Origin of the sequence: Streptomyces sp. HmicA12 (genome assembly GCF_000373565.1) — a bacterium.
In the GTDB taxonomy this organism is placed as follows: Bacteria; Actinomycetota; Actinomycetes; order Streptomycetales; family Streptomycetaceae; genus Streptomyces.
Genome location: NZ_KB891797.1, coordinates 261,722 through 281,596, shown reverse-complemented (window position 1 = coordinate 281,596; position 19,875 = coordinate 261,722). Strand labels below are relative to the sequence as shown.

Sequence of the window (19,875 nt, the reverse complement as noted above, 5' to 3'; positions counted from 1 at the left end):
TTACGCTCCGCTCATGACCGACGCCAACCCCACGCCGGCCCGCAGCCACGAACGCCCGCCCGTGTACGTCATCGGCGGCGGCCCCGGCGGCCTGGCCGCGGCGGCGAGCCTCAAGGCGCACGGCGTACGGGCCGTCGTCCTGGAGAAGTCGGACCGCGTCGCGGCCTCCTGGCGCGCCCACTACGACCGGCTCCACCTGCACACGACGCGCCGCCTCTCCTCGCTCCCCGGCCTGCCGATCCCGCGCCGCTTCGGCCGCTGGGTCTCCCGCGACAACGTCGTGCGGTACCTGGAGAAGTACGCCGAGTACCACGACCTCGAAGTGGTGACGGGCGTCGAGGTGACCCGCGTCGACCGCGCCGAGGACGGCTCGGGCTGGATCCTGCGGGCCACCGGCGGACGGGAACTGTCCTGCGCCGCGGTCGTCGTCGCCACCGGCTACAACCACACCCCGCGCCTGCCGGACTGGCCCGGCTCGGCCACGTACACCGGCACGCTCCTGCACGCGAGCGCGTACCGCGGTCCGGCGCCCTACGCGGGCCAGGACGTGCTCGTCGTCGGCGTCGGCAACACCGGCGCGGAGATCGCCGTCGACCTGATCGAGGGCGGCGCGGCCCGGGTCCGCCTCGCCGTCCGCACGGCCCCGCACATCGTGCGCCGCTCCACACTCGGCTGGCCGGCCCAGCTCACCGGCATCCTGTGCCGCCGCCTCCCGGTGCGCCTGGTGGACCGACTGGCCGTCCCGCTGGGCAGGTTGAGCGTGCCGGACCTCACCGAGCACGGCCTGCCGCGCCCCGACACGGGCCTGTACTCACGGGCACGGGAGGGCTCCATCCCCGTACAGGACGTGGGCCTCATCGACGCGGTCCGCGCCGGGAAGGTGGAGCCGGTGGCGGCGGTCGACGCGTTCGACGGCGACGCGGTCGTCCTCTCCGACGGCACGCGCGTCACCCCGGACACGGTGATCGCGGCGACGGGCTACAGCCAGGGCCTGGAGTCCCTGGTGGGCCACCTCGACGTACTCGACCCGAGGACGGGCCGCCCCCGCACCGCGCTCCCCGGCCTCTACTGCACCGGCTACACCAACCCCATCAGCGGGATGCTCCGCGAGATGGCACGCGACGCGGACCGCATCGCGAAGGCGGTGGCGAAGCGCGCGTAGGAGCGCGGGGAACTCCGCAGGGGGTCCGGGGCCGGAACCTCAGCCACACACCACGAGCGAGACGGAGTACAACGCAATGCCACGCGAAAGACACCCGCTCAACCCGCTCAGCCCGCGCAGCACGGACCTCACCCGCCGCCGCGCCCTCCTCGGCGGCGCCGCGGCCACCACCCTCCTGGCCACCGGCACGGCGACCGGCACCGCCCACGCCGCGGACGCCAAGGACGTCGACGTCGTGGTCATCGGTGCCGGCCTCGCGGGCCTCACCGCGGCCCGCGACCTCGCCGCGGCCGGCAAACGGGTCCTGGTCCTGGAGGCGCGGGACCGCGTCGGCGGCCGGGTCCTCAACCTGAAGCTCCCGAACGGCGGCACCTCCGAGGGCGGCGGCGAGTTCATCGGCCCGACCCAGGACCGGATCAAGGCGCTGGCGGACGACCTCGGGGTGCAGACGTTCCCCACGTACAACACCGGCAAGAACGTCCTCTACAAGGACGGCAAGCGCACCCCGTACGCCACCGACGGCCTCCTCGGCTCCGTCCCGCCCATCGACGCGGCGGGCCTCGCCAACGCCGCGGCCGTGCAGGCGCTCCTCGACGACATGGCGAAGAAGGTCCCGGTCGAGGCGCCCTGGACGGCCGAGAAGGCGCAGGAGTGGGACCGCCAGACGTTCGAGACGTGGCTGCGGGCGAACGCGGTGATCCCCTCGGCCCGGTTCCTCATCGAGGTGGCGTGCACGTCGATCTTCTCGGCCGAGCCGCGTGAACTCTCCCTGCTCTACGTCCTGTTCTACATCGCCAGTGCCGGGAACGAGTCCACGCCCGGCACTCTCGAACGCCTCACGGAGACCGCGGACGGCGCCCAGGCCACGCGTTTCGTCGGGGGTTCGCAGCAGGTCCCGCTGAAGCTCGCGGAACGGCTCGGCGCCGAGCGGGTGCGGCTGTCCGCGCCGGTGCGGCGCGTCGCGCGCGGGGCCGGCGGCCGGTACACCGTCACCGCCGACGGCGTCACGGTCACGGCGAGCCGCGTCGTGGTCGCGGTGCCGCCGCCGCTGGCCGCCCGGATCGAGTTCGACCCGCTGCTGCCGGCCGCCCGCGACCAGCTCGCGCAGCGCCTTCCGATGGGGTCGATCGGGAAGGCGATCGCCGTGTACGACACCCCGTTCTGGCGGGCCGACGGCCTCAACGGCCAGGTCGTCAGCGACGCCGGAACCGTCCGCTCCAGCTTCGACAACTCGCCTCCCGACGCCTCGTACGGCGCCCTGATGGGGTTCATCGAGGCCGACGAGATGCGGGCGTACGACGGCGCGTCCGAGGCCGAGGTGAAGGCCGTGGTGCTGAAGGACTACGTGACGTACTTCGGCCCGAAGGCCGCGTCCCCGACGGGCTTCGTGCTCCAGCGCTGGGACAACGAGGGCTTCTCGCGCGGCGGTCCTGTCGCGTACGCGCCGCCGGGGGTGCTCACGCAGTACGGGGCCGCGCTGCGGGCGCCGGTGGGCGGGATCCACTGGGCCGGTACGGAGACGTCGGCGTACTGGTGCGGGTACATGGACGGGGCGGTGCGGTCCGGGGAGCGGGTGGCCCGGGAGGTCGTCGCCGCGTCCTGAGCGGGCGGGGCGCCCCTCACGGGGCTCCCGCCGTCGATCCCCTCGGGGTCAGCGTCGGGGTCGGGACCGGGTGGGCGGTGACCCGCTTGCCGCTCACCAGGTCGTACAGGGTCCGCGCCACGTCCGCGCCGAACGCGTGGATGTCGTGGCTCATCGCGGACAGCGTGGGGTGCGTCAGTTCGCACAGCTGTGAGTCGTCCCAGGCCAGGATCGAGAGGTCGGCCGGAACGCGCAGGCCCATCTCCGCCGCCACCGACAGGCCCGCCACGGCCATCAGATCGCTGTCGTAGACGATCGCCGTGGGCCGCCGGGCCGACGTCAGCAGGGCGCGGGTGGCCCGCGCCGCGGACGCGCCGGAGAAGTCCGAGCCGGTCTGCCTCGCCGCGTCGAGACCGAGTTCGTCGATGGCCGCGGCGAACGCGGCGCCGCGTATCGCGGTGTGCCCGAGTTCGGCGGCGCCGCCCACTCGGGCGATGGAGCGGTGGCCGAGCGCCGCGAGATAGCGGACCGCCTCCCTGACGGCGGTGGCGTCGTCGGTCCACAGGGACGTGAACGGGCCGGTCAGGGACGGGTGGCCGACCGCGACCGCGGGCAGCCCGAGCCGGGACAGGGCCGGTACGCGCGGGTCGTACGCGCGGAAGTCGACGAGGACGGACCCGGCGATCTGCCCGTTCCGCCACCAGCGGCCGTGCAGCTCGATCTCCTCGTCGAGGCTCTTCACCAGGCGCAGGAGCAGCGCGCCCTCGTGCTCCGAGACGACGCTCTCCAGGCCGGAGACGAACTCCATGTAGAAGGGTTCCAGGCCGAGTTGGCGTGCCGGGCGGCAGATGGCGAGGCCGATCGTGCCGGCCCCCTGCCGGTTCAGGGCGCGCGCGGAGCGGTTCGGCCGCCAGCCGAGCGAGCGCGCGGCCTCCACGATCCTGGCCCGGGTCGCGTCCGAGACGCCCGGCCGGCCGTTGAAGGCCAGCGAGACGGCGGCCCGCGACACTCCGGCACGTGCCGCGACATCCCCGATGGTCACCCGTTGCTCTGTCATGGGCTCCCCACCGTAGACCGGTCAAGCCGCGCTGTCGCCGCCGCGACCGCCCAACTCCCTTTCATTACTGGCCTTTTACTCAACTTGCTCAACGTCTAGACAACGATGTCCGCGCTGTGCAGAGTGTGCCGCCGAATGCAGCCAACTCACCTTCCACAGAAGGGAATTGCTCCATGCACAGAAAAGCCGTCCGCCGGGCGCGCGGGGTCGCGCTGCTCATCACCGGGCTCCTGGCGCTGACCTTCCTCCCGGGCAACGCCCAGGCCTTCCCCGCCGGGAACAAGCAGCAGGTCCTGACCTACCTGCGCTCCGTCTCCGGTACGAGCATCGTCTCCGGCCAGCACAACAAGGAGCCCGCGAGCAACCCGGGCCAGTACACCCAGCAGGTCAAGGACGTCACCGGGCAGTACCCGGGGCTGTGGGGCGGTGACCTGATGTTCCGCGCCGAGGACGTCGCGAACCGGCAGCGGGTGATCGACCAGGCGAAGACCGAGTGGAGGAACGGCTCGCTGGTGGCGCTGACCTGGCACGTGTGCCCGCCGACGATGGGCAGTTCGTGCGAGTTCGAGGGCGGCGTCAAGTCGAGCATCAGTGACACCCAGTTCAGCCAGATCGTCACCGACGGGACCGCGCTGAACACCGCCTGGAAGCGCCGCCTCGACGAAGTCGTGCCGTATCTGCAGCAGTTGAAGTCGGCGGGCGTGCCCGTCCTGTTCCGGCCGCTGCACGAGATGAACGAGTCCTGGAACTGGTGGGGTCACCGCCCGGGGGCGAACGGCGGCGCGCGCCTGTACCGGATCACCCACGACTACCTCGCGGGCAAGGGCCTGGACAACCTCATCTGGGTGTGGAACGTCCAGGACAACCCCGAGGGCGGCTGGGCGAACTACTACCCGGGCGACGCGTACGTCGACGTGGCCTCGCTCGACGCCTGGTACAAGAACTACCCGAGCACGGCCGACTACCAGCAGCTCAGCACCATCGCGGGCGGCAAGCCGATCGCGATCGCCGAGATGGGCAAGGTGCCGAACGCCACCCTGCTCGACAGTCAGACCCGCTGGGCGTACTTCATGATCTGGTCGGAGCAGTTGCGCGGCAACAACACCAACGCCGAGATCCAGGCGAGCTACTTCCACCGGCGCGTGCTCAACCAGGGGGAGGTGAAACTCCCGTAGAGCGGGCAGAACAGAGGCTGAGGCGGGTTCGCACCACACTCGTCCCAACTCGCCCCAGCCTTTGCCTGCAGCCCTGTTCCTGACGGAGCGTCAGTTCAGTAATCTGACAGTGCGTCAGTTAAGGCCCGGAACCTTCAGGCCTCAGTTGTTGCTGTCACACAGGAGCGGGCGGACCGATGCTTGGATCGACATACGGCACCCTGACCACCGACTCCCGCCGGGCTCGCGTGATCGCCTGCGGAGAGCAGCCCGGCCCTGCCGTGCACGGCAGGGCCGGCACCCCGGAAGGCGACGGGCTCGACGTCAGCGGGCGGCCGTTGCACGCGGACGTGGTGGACCTGGACCGGTTCTTCCGGCCAGAGTCCGTCGCCGTCGTCGGCGCCTCGGACGCCGAGGGACGGCCCAACACCGGGATCACGCGGCAGCTGATGGCGTGGGCGGAGCGGGTCGGGGCGCGCCTGTACCCGGTGCACCCGACCCGCGAGTCCGTCTTCGGCCTGCCCTGCGCGGCGTCGGTCGCCGACCTGCCCGAACAGGTGGACCTCGCGGTACTCCTCGTCGGCGACCCGCTGCCCGTCATCGAGCAACTCGCGGACACGAAAGTAAAGTTCGCGGTCGCCTTCGCGTCCGGGTTCGCCGAGACCGGCGGCGAGGGCGCGGCCGCGCAGGAGCGGCTGGCCGCGGCCGTCGAACGCTCGGGCCTGCGCCTGCTCGGCCCCAACACCAACCTCAACGCCTTCGAGCGGTTCCGCGACGACCTGGACGGTCCCGCCATCGCGCTGATCACCCAGTCCGGGCACCAGGGGCGGCCCGTCTTCACGCTCCAGGAACTGGGCATCCGCCTCTCGCACTGGGCGCCGACCGGCAACGAGGCGGATCTGGAGACCTCGGACTTCATCTCGTACTTCGCGCAGCGCCCCGAGGTCGGCGCCATCGCCTGCTACGTGGAAGGGCTCAAGGACGGCCGTTCCTTCCTGCTCGCCGCCGACCGGGCCGCGCGCGAGGGCGTGCCGGTGGTCGCCGTGAAGGTCGGCCGCACCGAGACCGGCGCCCGCACCGCCGCCTCGCACACCGGGAAGCTCACCGGCGCCGACACGGTCGTGGACGCGGCGATGCGGCAGTTCGGCGTCATCCGGGTCGACGGACTCGACGAACTCCAGGACACCGCAACGCTGTTGGCCCGCGCGAAGCCGCCGCGGGCGGACGGCGTGGTCGTCTACTCGATATCCGGCGGCACGGGCGCCCATTTCTCCGACCTGGCGACGGCGGCGGGTCTCACGCTGCCCACCCTCTCCGAGGCCAAGCAGACCGAACTCCACCAGTGGATACCGGAGTACCTGAACGTCGCGAACCCCGTCGACAACGGCGGGCACCCGGTCGGCGACTGGCGCGGCCGCAAGATCATCGACGCGATCCTCGCCGACCCGTCCGTGGGCGTCCTCATCTGCCCGATCACCGGCCCCTTCCCGCCCATGAGCGACAAGCTCGCGCAGGACCTGGTGGACGCGGCCGAGCGGACGGACAAGCTGGTGTGCGTGGTGTGGGGCTCGCCGGTCGGCACGGAGACCGCGTACCGCGAGACGCTGCTGGGCTCCTCCCGGGTGGCGACCTTCCGTACGTTCGGCAACTGCATCGGCGCCGTCCGCGCCTACCTCGATCACCACCGCTTCACGGCGTCCTACCGCTCGCCCTTCGACGAGGCGCCGCGCAGCCCGTCGCCCTCGTTCCGCAAGGCGCAGAACCTGATGCGCCCGGGCCACCAGCTCAGCGAGCACGCGGCCAAGCAGCTGCTGCGCGCGTACGGCATCCGCGTACCGCGCGAACAGCTGGTGACGAGTGCGGCCGCCGCCGTGCGGGCCGCGTCCCAGGTCGGCTATCCGGTGGTGATGAAGGCGTCGGCGCCGCAGCTCGCCCACAAGTCCGAACTCGGCCTGGTGAAGGTCGGGTTGACGTCGGCCAGCCAGGTGCGGGACGCGTACCGCGAGCTGACCGACATCGCCCGCTACGAGGGCATCGACCTGGACGGTGTCCTCGTCTGCCAGATGGTCGAGCGGGGCGTCGAGATGGTCGTCGGCGTCACCCACGACGAGCTGTTCGGGCCGACGGTGACCGTCGGGCTCGGCGGCGTACTGGTCGAGGTCCTGCGGGACACGGCGGTCCGCGTGCCGCCGTTCGGCGAGGACCAGGCCCGCGCCCTGCTCGACGAACTGCGCGGCAGGGCGCTGCTCGACGGGGTACGCGGCGCGCCTGCGGCGGACATCGACGCGCTGGTCGAGGTCGTGCTGCGGGTGGAGCGCATGGCCCTCGAACTCGGCGACGATCTGGCCGAGTTGGACATCAACCCCCTGATGGTCCTCCCCCGCGGCCAGGGCGCCGTGGCCCTGGACGCCCTGGCGGTCTGCCGGTGACATCCGGCGTTCGTCGCGGGCTGCGGCCCGGCGGGGGCTGCTCGCGCAGTTCCCCGCGCCCCTGAGGCATGCGCTCCGCGCAGCCTCCCCTGGGCGAGCGGAGCTCGCTTCAGGGGCGCGGGGAACTGCGCGAGCAACCCACCACCACCCGCACCCGGCACCGCGAGCGCACCCGGCAGACGAACCCCCGACCACCACCGACGAGCCCCCCGGGACGGAACCCCATGTCCGACGCACCCCTCGATCAGCAGGTCCTGCACAGCGTGGAGAACGGCGTCTCCTGGATCACCCTCAACCGCCCCGACGCGATGAACGCCGTCACCTGGGACCAACGCGAACGCGTCATCGCGCTGCTCGCCGACGCCTCCGCCACCCCCGACATCCGAGCCGTCGTCCTCACCGCCACCGGCAAGGGCTTCTGCGCGGGCGCCGACCTGCGCGGCGCCCCCGCCGCCGGGGAACGCGTGACCGGCGACGTCACGCGCACGATCCGGCTCGGCGCCCAGCGCCTCATCGCCGCGGTCCTGGACTGCGAGAAGCCGGTGATCGCCGCGGTCAACGGCACCGCGGCCGGCATCGGCGCGCACCTCGCCCTCGCCTGCGACCTGGTCCTTGCCGCCGAGTCCGCCCGCTTCATCGAGGTGTTCGCGCGGCGCGGCCTGGTCCCGGACGGCGGCGGCGCCTATCTCCTCCCGCGCCTCGTCGGCCCGCAGCGCGCCAAGGAGCTGATGTTCTTCGGCGACGCGCTCACGGCCCCCGACGCGGAGCGGCTCGGCCTCGCCAACAGGGTCGTCCCGGACGGGGAGTTGGCGAAGACGGCCCGCGAGTGGGCCGAACGCCTCGCCACCGGCCCGACCCGCGCCCTCGCCCTCACCAAGCAGCTGGTGAACGCCTCCCTGGACAGCGACCGCGCCACCGCCTTCGCGGCGGAGGCGATCGCACAGGAACTCAACATGACCACGCGGGACGCGCAGGAGGGCGTGGCGAGCTTCGTGGAGCGCCGTTCACCGACGTACGAAGGCAGGTAGCCCCCCACCGACAGACACAGGCAGGCGCAGGCAGGCGCAGGCAGGCGCAGGCGGGTCACCAGGCCAGGGGGTAACGGACCGCCTGGCCGCCGACGACACGGCCCGGCAGCATGCCGATGGCCACGAGCAGCACCGTGGCCAGGAGCAGCAGCGGCAGGAACGGCACCAGGTGCGGCCCCTGCAGCACCACGACCACCGCGGTCGCCGCGGCCGGCGAGTGCGACAGCCGGGTCAGCATCATCGCGCCGAGCGAGAGCCCGGCCGCGATCGCCGCGCCCCAGCTGGTGCTCCCGGTCACCGCGTGGGTGGCGAAGCCGATGACGGCGGCGAGCAGCTGCCCGCCGACCAGGTTGCGCGGCTGGGAGATCGGCAGCCCGGGCGCACCGTGCACCAGCGCGGCGCTGGCCGCGATCGGGGGTATCAGCATGGGCTGGTGCAGCAGGACCCCGAGCCCGGCCAGCAGCAGCAACGCACCGATCGCGAAGCTCGTGGCGCGCAGGGCATGCAGGGCGTGCAGCACGTGCGGGCGGGACGACGGGGTGGTCACTCTGGGGCTCCGGGCAGGTAAAGGCAGGTCAGGGCAGGTGAGCGGATCCCACGGAGCATAAACAGAGCGTTGATCGAAACCCTATATTCTTGCCTCTGGGGCAAGCTTTTCCCCTCCCCGCCATCACCCCGCCGCAGCCGGGCGGCGCACCCCTTCCCATCTGACGCACCGTCAGCTTCAATGGGGTCATGATGGGACACGCAGGAATGGCGGCCACTGTCGTCCGGTACCTCAGGTCCGTCGGCTCCCCCACCTCGTCCGGGCCCGTGGAGGCGCTGCCCCGCCCCGATCTGCGCGCCGTCGGCGACGACGAGCGGGCCCCCGTCGACCCGGCCGAGTTCCGCCGCGTGCTCGGCGCGTTCGCCTCCGGCGTCACCGTGATCACGGCGCCCGGCGAGGACGGATCGGGCCCTGCGGGCTTCGCCTGCCAGTCCTTCGCCTCCCTCTCCCTCGACCCTCCCCTGGTCGCCTTCATGGTCGCGCGTACGTCGACGACGTGGCCGCGGATCGCTCGCGCGGGCGTCTTCTGCGTGAACGTGCTCGGCGCGGACCAGGGCGCGCTGTGCCGGGGGTTCGCGGTGAGCGGGGCGGACAAGTTCGCGGGGGTGGAGTACGACGCGGCTCCGGTGTCCGGGGCGCCGCGGCTGGACGGCGTGGCGGCGTGGGTCGACTGCGCGATCCACGCCGTGCACACGGGCGGGGACCACCTCATCGTGGTGGGCCGCGTGACGTCCCTGGGTTCGCCGGTCTCGGCCCCGGCCCCGCTCCTCTTCCACCAGGGCCGTTTCACGTACCTGGCCGACTGAACGGGTTTCGTCGTCGGGCGCGGGTCCGGTGGGGGCTGGTCGCGCAGTTCCCCGCGCCCCTGAAGCATGCGCTTCGCGCAGCTTCCCCCGGGCGAGCGGAGCTCGCCTCCAGGGGCGCGGGGAACTGCGCGAGAAGCCCCACCGGACCCGCACCCGCGAACCGAACAGCCACCGGCAACGGCGCCTAGGAAGCCACGCCCACCCGCACAGCGCCCCGTCGGATCACCAGAGCCATGAGCGCCGCCGCCGCGCACAACCCCCCGGACGCGTACCAGACCACGTCGTACGACCCGAAGGCATCGCGCGCCACCCCGCCCAGGAACGCCACCACCGCCGCCCCCACCTGGTGCGAGGCCAGTACCCAGCCGAACACGATCGCGCTGTCCTCCCCGTAGTGCTCCCGGCACAGCGCGATGGTCGGCGGCACCGTGGCCACCCAGTCGAGCCCGTAGAAGACGATGAAGAACAGCATCGGCGGATGGACGGACGGCGCGAGGAGCATCGGCAGGAAGACGAGTGAGATGCCGCGCAGGCCGTAGTACACGGCCAGCAGGCGCCGCGTCTCGAAGCGGTCCGTGAACCAGCCCGACGCGATCGTGCCGACGACGTCGAAGACCCCGATGACCGCGAGCAGCGACGCCGCCGCCGTCATCGGCATCCCGTGATCGTGCGCCGCCGGTACGAAGTGCGTCTTGATGAGGCCGTTCGTGGAGGCGCCGCAGATCGCGAAGGTCCCGGCGAGCAGCCAGAACGGACCGGTCCGCGCGGCCTTGAACAGCACGGTGACCGCCCGCCGCGCGGCCCCGGTCACCGGCGCGGGCTTCGGCACGAACTCCGTTGCCCCGTAAGGCCGTACGCCCACGTCGGCGGGGTGGTCGCGCAGCAGCAGCCACACCAAGGGGACGACCGTGAGCGCCGCCAGGGAGACCGTCACCGCGGCGGGCCGCCAGTCGTGCCGGTCCACGATCCAGGAGAGCAGCGGCAGGAACACCAGCTGCCCCGACGCCCCGGCCGCGGTCAGGATCCCGGTGACGAGCCCGCGTCGGGCGACGAACCACCGGTTGGTGACGGTCGCGGCGAAGGCGAGGGCCATCGAACCGCTGCCGAGGCCCACCAACACGCCCCAGTACATGACCAGTTGCCAGGCCGCCGTCATCCACACGGTGAGCACCGAGCCGAGCGCGATCACGGTCAGCGCGATCGCGACGACCTTGCGTATCCCGAAGCGGTCCATGAGCGCGGCGGCGAACGGGGCCGTGATCCCGTACAGCGCGAGGTTCACGGACACGGCGAAGCCGATCGTGCCGCGCGACCAGTCGAACTCGCGGTGCAGCGGCTCGATGAGCAGGCCCGGCAGCGAGGCGAAGGCGGCGGCGCCGATGATCGTCACGAAGGTGACCGCGGCGGCGGCCCAGGCCCAGTAGGAGCCCGACCCGCCGGCCGCGGTACCGGTGGGCTTACGGGGAGTGCTGGTGGGCCCGGAGGTCTGCGTCGTCGTCACGACAGTCAGCTTCGACCACGGGACCGGGCCGGACCAGTGGCCGGAGTGCCATGGTTCGCTACGATCGGGCCATGAGCGTCTCCCGGGCCACCCCTCGGCACCGTGTCGTCGTCCTCGCGCTCGACGGCATCATCCCCTTCGAACTGGGCATCCCGCAGCGGATCTTCGGCCGCGCCCGCAGCGCCGCGGGCGACCCCGTGTACTCCGTCGTGACCTGCGGGCTCGAAGGGCCCGGACCGGTCAGGACCGACGCGGACTACGCGATCCTGGTCGAGCACGGACCGGAGGCGCTCGGCACGGCGGACACGGTGATCGTCCCCTCCTCCTACACGCTCGGCCCGGTCTACGAGGAGGGACGGCTCTCCCCCGCGCTGGCCGCCGCACTCGCCCACGTACGGCCCGGCACCCGGATGGTCTCGATCTGCGTAGGCAGCTACGTCCTCGCCGCCGCGGGCCTCCTCGACGGGCGCCCGGCGACCACGCACTGGGCCGACGCGGAGCACTTCCAGCGGACGTACCCGGCGGTCCTGGTCGACCCCGACGTCCTGTTCATCGACGACGGCGACATCCTCACCTCGGCGGGGGTCGCGGCCGGGATCGACCTGTGCCTGCACATCGTCCGCCGGGACCACGGCACGGCCGTCGCCAACGACGTGGCCCGGCGCACCGTCGTGCCGCCGCACCGCGACGGCGGTCAGGCCCAGTACATCGAACGCCCGGTACCGGAGCCCCAGTCGGCGACCACGACCGCGGCCCGCGCCTGGGCGCTGGCCCGTCTCCACGAGCCGATCCAGCTGCGCGACATGGCGGAGCAGGAGTCCATGTCGGTCCGTACGTTCACCCGGCGCTTCCGTGAGGAGACCGGCATCAGCCCCGGCCAGTGGCTCACCCGCCAGCGCGTGGAACGGGCCCGGCACCTGCTGGAGTCCTCCTCGCTCTCCATCGACCAGGTGGCCACGGACGCGGGCTTCGGCACGGCCCAGTCGATGCGCCAGCATGTCCAGGCCGCGCTGGGAGTGACCCCGACGACCTACCGCCGCACCTTCCGAACCACCGGCTGACCACGCTTCCCCGCGCCCGGCAACGAGACAGCCCCCGCCACGGCGAGCAGCCGTCTTCAGGGACGCGGGGCCGTGTCGGCCGGCGGCTCCGCCACGGCGCGCGAGGAGCCCCGCCGGACCGCGCCCGGCGACGGAGCCTCATCCCGCGCCCGCTCCCCCCAGTACCCCACCACCGCCAGCACCACGGTCACCCCCACCCCGGCCACCATCGCCCCACCCGGCGACATCACCCGCAACAACGCCCCGGCCAACGACCCGGTGGCCGCATACCCGGCCCCCACCGCCGCGTACATCACGGAGTACCCCGCGGCGAGCGCCCCCGGCGGCAGCGCCTCCCGCAGGGCCAGGTTCCGGGTCAGCATCGCCCCGGCCTGCAACACCCCGGCGCCCACCAGAGCCACCGCGATCACCCCGGCCCACGGCACCAGCGCGATCCCCACCACACACCCCGAGACCCCCAGCACGAGCACCAGGCTCTGCGTGGCGAGCCGCCCCGGCCAGGACCGGAGCCCGTACACGAACGCCCCGACCGCCGACCCGACCGAGAACCCCGCGAGCAACGGCCCCGCGAGCCCCACCCCGAACCCCCGGTGCTCCAGCAGCGCCGGCAGGATCAGCTCGGCCATGGCGAGCAGCGACAGGCCCGCCGCCCCGGTGACGTACAACGGCCAGGCCCGCATCAACACCCTTACAGCGGGCCGCCGTTCATCACCGGAACCCGACGCCCACCCGACCGGCAGCAGCCACAGCCCCGGCACCGACACCGCCATCAGCCCGCAGGCGAGGAGCAGCGGCACCCACGGCGCCACCGACAGCGCGAGCCCGGCCGTCGCCGCGGGCGACACCGCCCACACCACGAACGTCAGCATCGACTCGAACGACATCGCCTGCTGCACGGCCCGCTCCGGGACGACCGCGGTCAGCAGCGCCCGCAACCCGCCCGGCGCCGCCGCGGGCGCCGCGCCCGCGACGAACGCGCACACCCCGAGCAGCGCGGGATGCACCCCGTGCAGCACCCCGAGCGCCCCGAACCCGCACGCCCCGACCGCGAGCCCCACCGCCAGCTGCGGCCGCGCCCGCTCGGCCCGCATCCGCATGCCGAGCAGCGGCGCCCCGACGATCTCCCCGATCACGTACACGGCGGCGAGCACGGCGCCCAGCGTGTAGCCGCCGGGCCGCTCGCGCACGAGGAAGACGAGCGCGAGCGGTGCCATCGCCACCGGCATCCGCGCCCCGACAGCGACGAAGGACCAGGCCAGGACGGATTTTCCGGACTTGCGGAACAGGACGCGGTAGCTCATCCCCCGACGCTAGGGCCGACCGCCGTGGACGCGCACCGGCTTATCAGCCACAACCCGTGCGCACGCCCCGCACACCCCACCCCACCCCTTCTTCCACGCCGGGTTGATGACCCCCGCCTCCGCTCGGAGCGTCAGAACGTCAGCACACCACGCGCCACCCGCCCCGCCTCCGCGTCCTCCACCGCCTTCTGGAAGTCCTCCACGGGGTACGTCCGCGTCACCAGCTCGTCGAGCAGCAGCCGCCCCCGCGCGTACAGGTCGGCGTACAGCCGGATGTCGCGCTGCGGCCGCGACGAGCCGTACCGGCAGCCGAGCACCGACTTGTCGAGGAAGAGCGCCGCCGGCACGAAGGACGCCTCCGCGTCGGCCGCCGGCATGCCGAGCAGCACGGCCTGCCCGTGCCGGTCGAGCAGATCGATCGCGGCCCGCACCAGCTCCACCCGCCCCACGCACTCGAAGACGTGGTCGGCGCCGCTGGGCAGGAGCTCCCGCACCGCGCCCACGTCGGTCAGGAAGTCGGTGGCGCCGAACTGCCGCGCCACCTCCTCCTTCGCCGGGTTCGAGTCGACGGCGACGATCCTCAACGCGCCCGCGATCCGGGCCCCTTGGAGGACGTTGAGCCCGACGCCGCCGGTCCCGATGACGGCCACCGAGTCCCCGCGGTCGACGCGCGCCCGGTTGAGCACGGCGCCGACCCCGGTCAGCACCCCGCAGCCGATCAGCGCGGCCGACGTCAGCGGGATCTCCTTCGGGATCCTCACCGCCTGCACGGCCTTCACCACGGTCCGCTCGGCGAACGCGGAGTTGGACGCGAACTGGTAGAGCGGCTCGCCGCCCCGCGAGAACGGCTGCTGGGGCATCCCGATCGCCTTGCGGCACATGGTCGGCCGCCCCCGGTCGCACTCGGCGCAGGCACCGCAGTTGGCGAGCGTGGAGAGGGAGACATGGTCGCCGGGCACGACATGGGTCACGCCCGCGCCCACCGCCTCCACCACACCCGCGCCCTCGTGCCCGAGCACCACCGGGCGCGGGAACGGGATCGTCCCGTCGATCACGGACAGGTCGCTGTGGCAGAGTCCGGCCGCGGCGATCGCGACGAGCACCTCCCCGGGACCCGGCTCCCGTATCTCCAAGTCGTCCACCACCACGGTCTGTCGACCGTCGAAGACAACACCCCTCACAACGCCTCCCTGGGCAGGCCGAGCACGCGCTCGGCGATGATCGTGCGCTGGATCTCGTCCGAACCGCCGTAGATCGTGTCGGCCCGGCTGAACAGGAACAGCCGCTGCTGCTCGTCGAGTTCGTACGGAGCGTCGGCCGTCCAGTCACCGGCTCCGACCGCGGCCGCGGCGCCCCGCACCCGCAGCGCGAGCTCCCCGAGCCGCTGGTGCCACCCGCCCCACAGCAGCTTGGCGACACTGGGGGCACCCGCGTTCTCGGCGCCCCCGAGAGTGCGCAGCGCGTTCCACCGCATGGTCCGCAGCTCGGCCCACAGCCGGACGATCCGGTCGGCGATCACCGGATCACGCACCGCCCCGGACGCGACCGCGTCCCGTACGACACCGCGCAACTCCTCCTGGAAACCGATCTGTTGGGCCAGCGTCGACACTCCGCGCTCGAACCCGAGCAGCCCCATGGCGACCCGCCAGCCGCTGCCCTCGCCGCCCACCACGCTCTCGGCGACGGCGCCGTCGAAGAACACCTCGTTGAACTCGCTGGTGCCGGTGAGCTGCCGGATCGGCCGTACGTCGACGCACTCCGGCTGGTCCATCGGTACGAGCAGGAAGGACAGGCCGTGGTGGCGGCGCGAGCCCGGCTCGGTGCGGGCGAGCACGAAGCACCAGTCGGCCTCGTGCGCGAGCGAGGTCCACACCTTCTGCCCGCTCACCCGCCACCGCCCGTCGCCGTCCCGCGCGGCGGAGGTGCGCAGCGAGGCCAGGTCGGAACCGGCGCCGGGCTCGCTGTACCCCTGGCACCACAGCTCCTCCCCGCGCGCGATGGGCGGCAGGAAGCGCCGCCGCTGCTCCTCGCTGCCGTGCGCGAGCAGCGTGGGTGCGAGGAGGTTCTCGCCGATGTGCCCGTACCGGCCCGGCGCCCTGACCCGCGCGTACTCCTCGGCCCACACCACCTGCTGGGTGAGCGTGGCGACCCGGTTGCCGTACCCGCCCTCCGGCCAGCCGATCCCGATCCAGCCGCCGGAGCCCAACTCGCTTTCCCAGGCCCGCCGTTCGGCACCGCCCTCGTGTTCACTGCCGGGCCCGCCCCGCCCGACGACACCGGCGAACCTCCCGATGTGCGCCTCCAGCCAGGCCCGCGCCTCGCCCCGGAAGACCTCGTCCTGTTCCCCGAACCCGAACTCCACGCCCAGCCACCCCCGCCGCTACTGATTCGGCCGTTCCTTGGCGGCCGCCGCCCGGGCCATCTCCTCCAGCTGCGCGAGCATCGGCATGGGGTCGGTGCCGACCGTGCCCGGCAGGAAGTCGGCGATCTTCTCCGGCGTCCACGACCCGCCCTCGGCGTACCCGGACCTGAGCTCCCGCGGCTGCGCCCAGACGGCGATCTTCGGCCCGGCGACGGTGTACACCTGCCCGGTGATCTTCTCCTCGCGGGCCCGGTCGCTGAGCAGGTACACCACGAACGCCGCGACGTCCTCGGGCTCCCCGATCTCCTTCAGCGTCATGGGCACGTTGGCCGACATGCGCGTACGGGCGACGGGGGCGACGGCGTTGGCGGTCACCCCGTACTTGTGCAGCCCGAGCGCGGCGCTGCGCACGAGCGAGATGATCCCGCCCTTGGCCGAGCTGTAGTTGGCCTGCGCGACGGACCCCTGGTGGTTGCCGCTGGTGAACCCGATGAGGGTGCCCGCCCCCTGCTTGCGCATGACGGCGGACGCGGCCCGGAACACGGTGAACGTGCCCTTCAGGTGCGTGGCCACGACCGGGTCCCACTCCTCCTCCGCCATGTTGAAGAGCATCCGCTCGCGCAGGATCCCGGCGACGCACACCACCCCGTCGATCCGCCCGAACGCCTCCACGGCGGTGTCCACGATCCGCTGCCCGCCGGCCATGGTCGACACGTCGTCGGCGACGGCGACGGCCTCGCCGCCGGCCGCCTCGATCTCCTTGACGACCCCCGTCGCTATCTCGGACGTGGGCTCACCGCCCTCGATCGACACCCCGTAGTCGTTGACGACGACCTTCGCCCCTTCGGCGGCGCACGCGAGCGCCACGGCCCGCCCGATGCCGCGCCCCGCCCCCGTCACAGCGACGACCTTGCCTGCCAAGAAGTTCCCCATGCCCGGCCCCTTCCCGCGGTTTCTGACGACCCGTTAGATTTTGCTTCCGAGCGGATTCTACGACCCGTCAGATACGGGAACACAAGACCCGGGAGGACCCGATGCCCCTGCCCGCCGAGTTCCACGACATCGCCAAACGCGTGAACAACTGGGGGCGTTGGGGGGACGCCGACGAGATCGGCACCCTGAACCTGATCACCGACGAGGTCGTACGGGCGGCCGCAGCGGAGGTCCGCACGGGCCGCCGCGTCCCCCTCGCCCTCCCCCTGAAGGAGGACGGCGTCCAGTCGGGCCTGATCCCCGGCCGGGTCAACCCCTTCCACACCATGGTCCAGATCAACCAGGAGATCTTCGGCCCGGACACGGTGGCCTGCAGCGACGACGCGGTGACCATGGGCCTTCAGTCGGCGACCCACTGGGACGCGCTCACCCATGTCTCGCACTCGGGGCACCTCTACAACGGCCGCCCGGCGGGCAGCATCACCGCGCACGGCGGCTCCGAGTTCAGCGGCATCGACAAGGCCCCGTACATCGTCTCGCGCGGTGTCCTGCTCGACGTGGCGGCGGCGAAGGGTGTGGACCGCCTCCCGGGCGACCACGCGGTCACCCCCCAAGACCTGGACGAGGCGGCCGAGTTCGGCCGGGTGGAGGTGCGCCCGGGCGACATCGTCCTGGTCCGCACGGGACAGATCCGGGTGTACCTGGCGGGCGACAAACACGGCTACGGCTACCCGTCCCCCGGCCTGTCGGTGCGCACCCCCGAGTGGTTCCACGCCCGTGACGTGGCGGCCGTCGCGAACGACACCCTGACCTTCGAGATCTTCCCGCCGGAGATCGAGAACCTGTGGCTCCCGGTGCACGCGCTCGACCTGGTCGAGATGGGCATGCTGCAGGGCCAGAACTGGAATCTGGAATCTCTGTCCACAGCCTGTGGAGAGCTGAGCCGCTACAGCTTCCTGCTCTCGGCGATGCCGGAGCCCTTCAAGGGAGCGACGGGAACCCCGGTGGCCCCGGTGGCGATCCTCTGAGCCTTCGCTCCTCGCCGAGGGCCCCCGTCACAAGGGCCCTCGACGTCCCCTCGCAGCGAACCGCCACCACAAGCGTGACCAAACGGACACAAGGCGTCAACAGCCATACGGGTATTTGCGGTTAATGCGCAGAATGTTCAGGCGCTCACAGAAGCACTCGGCCGGAGCGAACCCGGCGCATTGGCTCCGGAGGCCCACCCGCCCCCGGAGCCGGCCGACGCGCACCGGTCGATCTCGCACCAGATGGCCTTGCCCGCGCCCTCGGGGCGCCAGCCCCAGCGGTCGGCGAGGCCGTCGACGAGTTCGAGCCCGCGTCCGTTCGTCTCCTCGCCGTCCGCGTGCCGGGGCGCGGGCGGCCTGGCACTGGAGTCGGCGACCTCCACGCGGACCATGCCGGGACACGCCTCGTCGGCGTCGGACAGCGCCATGCGCAGTACGGCCGGACGGCCGGTGTGCACCACCGCGTTCGTCACCAGCTCGGAGACGAGCAGGATCAGCGTCTCGGCCACCGGCTCATCGGCATCTATGCCCGAACCGGCGAGACGCGACCGCGCCCACCTACGAGCCCGCCCAACCTCCGCGGGGTCGGCCCCGACCTCCAGCTGAACCTGAAGCACCTGCACCGTTCACACCATCCGAACCGGCGGACACGTCGCCTCGCGCCACTGACCACACTGGCCACTGCCGAGAATCACGGACCGTGATCCCCGTTCTGCACAGCATGGTTGACGTACAGTCACCCCAACAAGCGCTTCGGGCATATTCCAGCGCGAAGGAGTACGCGTGCGGCATACTGTGCGACGCGTCTCGCGGGGGGTCGAACAGGCGGGCGTGAGACGCCGCCATGTGCTGCGAGCGGCGCGCATCCGCGGCCCAGGAGCCGCCTCGGAGGCAGCCCCGGCACCGTCGCTCGGGTTCAGCACCACTCGCATCTGCCACAAGGTACCGGAGCCGGAGGCCGACTCCACCGCGTGACGAGCCCCGCGAAGGACACAACCCGGTATCAACGCGCCGTCACTGTGCGTGCACCTCTCCTCAAGGCCGCCCCGCGCGCCTCACAACGCCGCCGCGAGCACCTCCTCCGCGTCCCGCGCCCGGCCGCCCAACTCGGCCCGTACCCAGGCCCGCTTCAGATGCAGATGCACGTCCGCCTCCCACGTGAATCCCATGCCTCCGTGCACTTGAAGGCAGTCCCGGGCGCCCCGCACCGCCGCTTCGTCGGCGAGCAGTTCGGCCGCGGCGACCTCGGCCGGGTCCTGGGTCACGGCCGCCGCGTACACGGCGGCGCGGGCCACTTCGACCCGCACAAGCATTTCCGCGCACAGGTGTTTCACGGCCTGGAAGGCCCCGACGGGCTGCCCGAACTGCTCGCGTTCCCGGGCGTGTTGAACCGCCATGTCGAGGGTGCGGCCGGCCGAGCCGAGCTGTTCGGCCGCGTACAGGAGGGTGGCCCGCCACGGTGTCGGTCCGGCGTCCGGCACCTTGTGCAGCGGGGTCAGCGGATCGACGGAGGCGAGCGCCTCGGCGCCGGACGTGCTCCGCGGGCCGCCGCGCACCACGTCCGCCGCGTCGAGCCACGGCACGAGCCCGCCGAAGACCTCCGTGACCACGGTGTCCCCGGACGCGGCGCCGTCCACGTCGCCGGCCGCGAGGAACGTGGCCACCAGCGGTCCGGGCACCAGCGCCCGCCCGCACTCCTCGAAGACGAGCACGGCCTCCGCGAGGCCGAGTCCGACGCCGCCCGCCGACTCGGGCAGGCCGAGCGAGAACAGGCCGGCCTCGCCGAGCTCCTTCCACAGGTCCCGGTCGAGCGTCGGCGCGTCCACGGCGGCCCGCAGCGCGGTGCGCCCGAACCGGCCGCTCAGCAGCTCCCGGGTGCCGTCCCGCAACGCCCGCTGATCATCGGTCAGTTGAAAGTGCACGC

17 protein-coding genes are annotated in these 19,875 nt (G+C 72.6%); 8 read left to right on the top strand and 9 right to left on the bottom strand.

Annotated features, from left to right (window positions below):
* The first annotated feature begins 13 nt into the window (after positions 1-13).
* Both B072_RS0101390 and B072_RS0101385 read left to right on the top strand, forming a co-directional pair.
* Positions 14-1,162: a flavin-containing monooxygenase gene (locus B072_RS0101390; protein ID WP_018528143.1), complete on the top strand. Its 1,149-nt coding sequence runs from the start codon at positions 14-16 to the stop codon at positions 1,160-1,162.
* A 76-nt stretch (positions 1,163-1,238) separates the two neighbouring features.
* A complete protein-coding gene (locus tag B072_RS0101385; RefSeq protein ID WP_018528142.1) occupies positions 1,239-2,765 on the top strand; it encodes a flavin monoamine oxidase family protein in 1,527 nt (508 codons plus the stop codon).
* A gap of 16 nt (positions 2,766-2,781) precedes the next feature.
* Here B072_RS0101385 and B072_RS0101380 read toward each other — a convergent pair whose 3' ends face one another.
* A complete protein-coding gene (locus B072_RS0101380; protein ID WP_026245349.1) occupies positions 2,782-3,801 on the bottom strand; it encodes a LacI family DNA-binding transcriptional regulator in 1,020 nt (339 codons plus the stop codon).
* Between the two features lie 173 nt (positions 3,802-3,974).
* Between B072_RS0101380 and B072_RS0101375 the strand changes: the two genes are divergently transcribed.
* From B072_RS0101375 to B072_RS0101365, 3 genes are all read left to right on the top strand, one after another.
* Positions 3,975-4,976 carry a glycosyl hydrolase gene (locus B072_RS0101375; protein ID WP_018528140.1) on the top strand — a complete coding sequence of 334 codons (1,002 nt, stop codon included), beginning with the start codon at positions 3,975-3,977 and terminating at the stop codon, positions 4,974-4,976.
* Between the two features lie 176 nt (positions 4,977-5,152).
* The gene (locus B072_RS0101370) at positions 5,153-7,384 is read left to right on the top strand and encodes an acetate--CoA ligase family protein (protein WP_018528139.1); all 2,232 of its coding nucleotides are present in this window, start codon (positions 5,153-5,155) and stop codon (positions 7,382-7,384) included.
* A gap of 224 nt (positions 7,385-7,608) precedes the next feature.
* Positions 7,609-8,412, top strand: coding sequence for an enoyl-CoA hydratase/isomerase family protein (locus B072_RS0101365; protein WP_018528138.1), 804 nt, complete (start codon positions 7,609-7,611; stop codon positions 8,410-8,412).
* A 55-nt stretch (positions 8,413-8,467) separates the two neighbouring features.
* Here the strand turns inward: B072_RS0101365 and B072_RS0101360 are convergent, their stop codons facing one another.
* Positions 8,468-8,959 (bottom strand): HPP family protein, encoded by a 492-nt coding sequence (locus tag B072_RS0101360; RefSeq protein WP_018528137.1) that lies wholly within the window; start codon positions 8,957-8,959, stop codon positions 8,468-8,470.
* 191 nt (positions 8,960-9,150) lie between these two features.
* Here B072_RS0101360 and B072_RS0101355 point away from each other — a divergent pair, with 191 nt between their 5' ends.
* Positions 9,151-9,765, top strand: coding sequence for a flavin reductase family protein (locus B072_RS0101355; RefSeq protein WP_026245347.1), 615 nt, complete (start codon positions 9,151-9,153; stop codon positions 9,763-9,765).
* Between the two features lie 184 nt (positions 9,766-9,949).
* Here the strand turns inward: B072_RS0101355 and B072_RS0101350 are convergent, their stop codons facing one another.
* Positions 9,950-11,266, bottom strand: a complete 1,317-nt coding sequence (locus B072_RS0101350) for an MFS transporter (protein ID WP_018528135.1) — start codon at positions 11,264-11,266, stop codon at positions 9,950-9,952.
* Positions 11,267-11,337: 71 nt separating this feature from the next.
* On the opposite strand from B072_RS0101350, the gene B072_RS0101345 reads away from it, so the two are divergent.
* On the top strand, positions 11,338-12,327 hold the full coding sequence (locus tag B072_RS0101345) for a GlxA family transcriptional regulator (RefSeq protein ID WP_018528134.1): 990 nt from the start codon (positions 11,338-11,340) through the stop codon (positions 12,325-12,327).
* Between the two features lie 56 nt (positions 12,328-12,383).
* Here the strand turns inward: B072_RS0101345 and B072_RS0101340 are convergent, their stop codons facing one another.
* The 4 genes from B072_RS0101340 to B072_RS0101325 all read right to left on the bottom strand — a co-directional run bounded on the left by B072_RS0101340 (position 12,384) and on the right by B072_RS0101325 (position 16,923).
* Positions 12,384-13,628: an MFS transporter gene (locus B072_RS0101340; protein ID WP_018528133.1), complete on the bottom strand. Its 1,245-nt coding sequence runs from the start codon at positions 13,626-13,628 to the stop codon at positions 12,384-12,386.
* Positions 13,629-13,759: 131 nt separating this feature from the next.
* Complete coding sequence (locus tag B072_RS0101335; protein ID WP_018528132.1) at positions 13,760-14,809, bottom strand: Zn-dependent alcohol dehydrogenase; 1,050 nt, start codon at positions 14,807-14,809, stop codon at positions 13,760-13,762.
* Positions 14,806-15,990: an acyl-CoA dehydrogenase family protein gene (locus tag B072_RS0101330; RefSeq protein WP_018528131.1), complete on the bottom strand. Its 1,185-nt coding sequence runs from the start codon at positions 15,988-15,990 to the stop codon at positions 14,806-14,808. The genes B072_RS0101335 and B072_RS0101330 overlap by 4 nt, the downstream gene beginning before the upstream one ends.
* A gap of 18 nt (positions 15,991-16,008) precedes the next feature.
* Positions 16,009-16,923 carry an SDR family oxidoreductase gene (locus B072_RS0101325; protein ID WP_018528130.1) on the bottom strand — a complete coding sequence of 305 codons (915 nt, stop codon included), beginning with the start codon at positions 16,921-16,923 and terminating at the stop codon, positions 16,009-16,011.
* Between the two features lie 101 nt (positions 16,924-17,024).
* Between B072_RS0101325 and B072_RS0101320 the strand changes: the two genes are divergently transcribed.
* On the top strand, positions 17,025-17,951 hold the full coding sequence (locus B072_RS0101320; RefSeq protein ID WP_018528129.1) for a cyclase family protein: 927 nt from the start codon (positions 17,025-17,027) through the stop codon (positions 17,949-17,951).
* Between the two features lie 137 nt (positions 17,952-18,088).
* On the opposite strand, the gene B072_RS0101315 is transcribed toward B072_RS0101320, so the two are convergent.
* Together B072_RS0101315 and B072_RS0101310 are read right to left on the bottom strand one after the other, a co-directional pair.
* Positions 18,089-18,574 (bottom strand): ATP-binding protein, encoded by a 486-nt coding sequence (locus tag B072_RS0101315; RefSeq protein ID WP_026245346.1) that lies wholly within the window; start codon positions 18,572-18,574, stop codon positions 18,089-18,091.
* A gap of 432 nt (positions 18,575-19,006) precedes the next feature.
* Positions 19,007-19,873: an acyl-CoA dehydrogenase family protein gene (locus B072_RS0101310; RefSeq protein WP_026245345.1), complete on the bottom strand. Its 867-nt coding sequence runs from the start codon at positions 19,871-19,873 to the stop codon at positions 19,007-19,009.
* Positions 19,874-19,875 lie beyond the last annotated feature (2 nt).